We start from the raw sequence: 2,233 nt of genomic DNA, 5'->3' as shown, positions 1-2,233 counted from the left end.
TCTGTCTGGCTTTTTTCAGCCAAGCCTCCCATTGGTTTGGCGTTTCCAGCGTGATTCTGCCGATTTTGCCTTCGCGGAAATCAGTCAGGATATTTTCAGCGGCCTTTTGGTAGTTGACCCGTCCGCCGCTCAAAACCGCACCGCGTTTCTTGGCAATCCACTCCAGCCAAGAAGTATCGTCCCAATGGCTGCTTGGATCTTTGTCGGCTTGATAGCGCTCTTGCAACAGGGCCAGATAATGGCGGCGGAGGTAATCCAAAAGCTCAAGCGCTACTTCTTCTTCGTCCAGTGCGTTGCGTCCGACTGCACCGCCGGCCGCAAGGTTGTAGCCGCCTTCTTCGACGATAATTTTCGGCCACAACATACCGGGGGTATCGTAAAGCCAGAAATCGTCTGCAAGGAAAAGGCGTTGTTCGGCTTTGGTAATACCGGGTTCGTTACCGGTTTTGGCAGATTTTTTGCCGATCATGCCGTTAATCAAGGTGGATTTGCCGACGTTGGGAATGCCGCAAATCAGGACACGTAGCGGCTTCTCGATACCTTGGCGATGCGGAATCATGGCGCGGCAGGCTTGGGTAATTTTGCCATGAGCGCCGGTTTCGGAAGAATCAAGCGCAATGGCGCGGGTATCTTGGCGGCTGTTGTAGTGTTCGAGCCAAACTTTGGTACGCTCGGGATCGGCAAGATCTTGCTTGTTTAAGATTTTGAGTTTTGGCTTGCCTTTGGACAACTGGGCAAGCAAAGGGTTTTCGCTGGAAGCAGGCATACGCGCGTCTAACATCTCAATCACCATATCAACGCTTTTAATGCGTTCGGCAATGGCTTTTTTTGCCTTGTTCATGTGGCCGGGAAACCATTGGATAGCCATGTCTTTTTGTTCTTTCTATTCGTATCTGAGGCCGTCTGAACAATCATTTTTTTTCAGACGGCCTCGGTATTTGGATAATCGGTCAATCCGGATTTAGAGATTGCCATGTTCATAGCTGTAATAACCTGCTTCATCCATACATTGCTCGAACGTCTTGTATGTATTTCTATTTTGGACTTGCGATTTGCAAGTATTGATTTGGCGGGAAACTTCAGCTTCGCTCGCGCCGGTACGATGCCAACGGTAAGCAGTGACAGGCTCTGTCGCGCAGGCGGTCAAGATAAGCAAGGATAATGCGGTCAGACTGATTTTTTTCATGGTTTCTTCCTTTGAGGCCGTCTGAAACGGCAAGTTAGCGTCCTGCCAAGCTTTGAGCCTGACGGTGGCGGACAAGGAGTTCATAACGGCCTTTGAGGCGCTCGGCCAGTTTTTCCACAACATAAACGGAGCGGTGCTGACCGCCGGTACAACCGATGGCAATCGTCACATAACTGCGGCTCTCTTGTTGCAGGCGCGGCAACCAGCGGCTAATAAAATGGTCGATGTCATCAACCATTTCTTGAACCAACGGCTGCTGGCCCAAATAATCTTGAATAGGTTTGTCCATGCCAGTAAAGGGGCGTAATTCCGGATCGTAATACGGATTGGGCAGGCTGCGCATATCAAACATAAAGTCGGCATTATTGGGAGCGCCATATTTGAAACCAAAGGATTCAAGAATGACCAGCAAACCGACACGTTCAATATTGAGCCATTGTTGCACAGCATAACGCAGCTGCTGAGCATTCATTTTGGACGTATCGATGCAATATGCGATGTCTCTAAGCGGAAAGAGCCACTCGCGTTCTTTTTGCAGGCTTTCCAACAAAGTCAGGTTTTGACCAGACAAAGGGTGTCCACGTCGGGTTTCTGAGAAGCGGCGAACCAAAACACCCTCTTCTGCTTCAACAAACAGGACTTCAACCTGATGTCCTTCGTCACGCAAATATTGGATTTGCTCTTGCGCTTCTTGGATATTAATACGGGAACGGATATCAACGCTGACACCGAGTTTGGTTTCATCGGCCCGTTCGATATGGAGTGAAACCAATGATGGAAGCATTTCCAAGGGAAGATTATCGACACAGTAATAGCCCAAATCTTCGAGCTGCTTAAGAGCTACGGACTTTCCCGAGCCGGATAAGCCGCTAATCAGGACGATTTTCATGATTTTGTTCGTTTTCTTTGAGTTGTGTTTGGTGACGTTCGAGAAATTCTTTGGTGCTGTCTTTACCACGCAATTGAAGGATGTAATTGCGTACTGCAGCTTCAACCAATACTGCTAAGTTTCGACCGATTGCAACAGGCAGGGTAACGGAACGGACG

Annotated in this window: 3 protein-coding genes and 1 pseudogene; all 4 read right to left on the bottom strand. The window is 49.0% G+C overall.

Annotated elements, in window-relative coordinates; genetic code table 11:
• A partial coding sequence (gene ylqF / locus ACTHUE_RS16195; protein WP_440423986.1) for a ribosome biogenesis GTPase YlqF occupies nt 1–868 on the bottom strand: 868 nt, incomplete at its 3' end.
• A 93-nt stretch (nt 869–961) separates the two neighbouring features.
• Nucleotides 962–1,186: a protocatechuate 3,4-dioxygenase gene (locus ACTHUE_RS16190; RefSeq protein ID WP_070461624.1), complete on the bottom strand. Its 225-nt coding sequence runs from the start codon at nt 1,184–1,186 to the stop codon at nt 962–964.
• 34 nt (nt 1,187–1,220) lie between these two features.
• Entirely contained in the window at nt 1,221–2,075 is an 855-nt protein-coding gene (gene rapZ, locus ACTHUE_RS16185; RefSeq protein ID WP_070461625.1) for an RNase adapter RapZ, read from the bottom strand.
• Nucleotides 2,056–2,233: pseudogene (locus ACTHUE_RS16180) on the bottom strand (HPr(Ser) kinase/phosphatase); the annotation flags it as partial. The pseudogene ACTHUE_RS16180 and the gene rapZ, both read right to left, overlap by 20 nt.

Source organism: Neisseria sp. P0021.S005, assembly GCF_051956955.1.
Note: the sequence above shows the minus strand (reverse complement) of the source record. Positions and strands in the feature narration are given on the sequence as shown.

Bases quoted from the DNA above. Each gene is read 5' to 3' on its own strand.
- ACTHUE_RS16190 (WP_070461624.1), bottom strand. From the start codon at position 1,186: ATGAAAAAAATCAGTCTGACCGCATTATCCTTGCTTATCTTGACCGCC.
- rapZ (WP_070461625.1), bottom strand. From the start codon at position 2,075: ATGAAAATCGTCCTGATTAGCGGCTTATCCGGCTCGGGAAAGTCCGTA.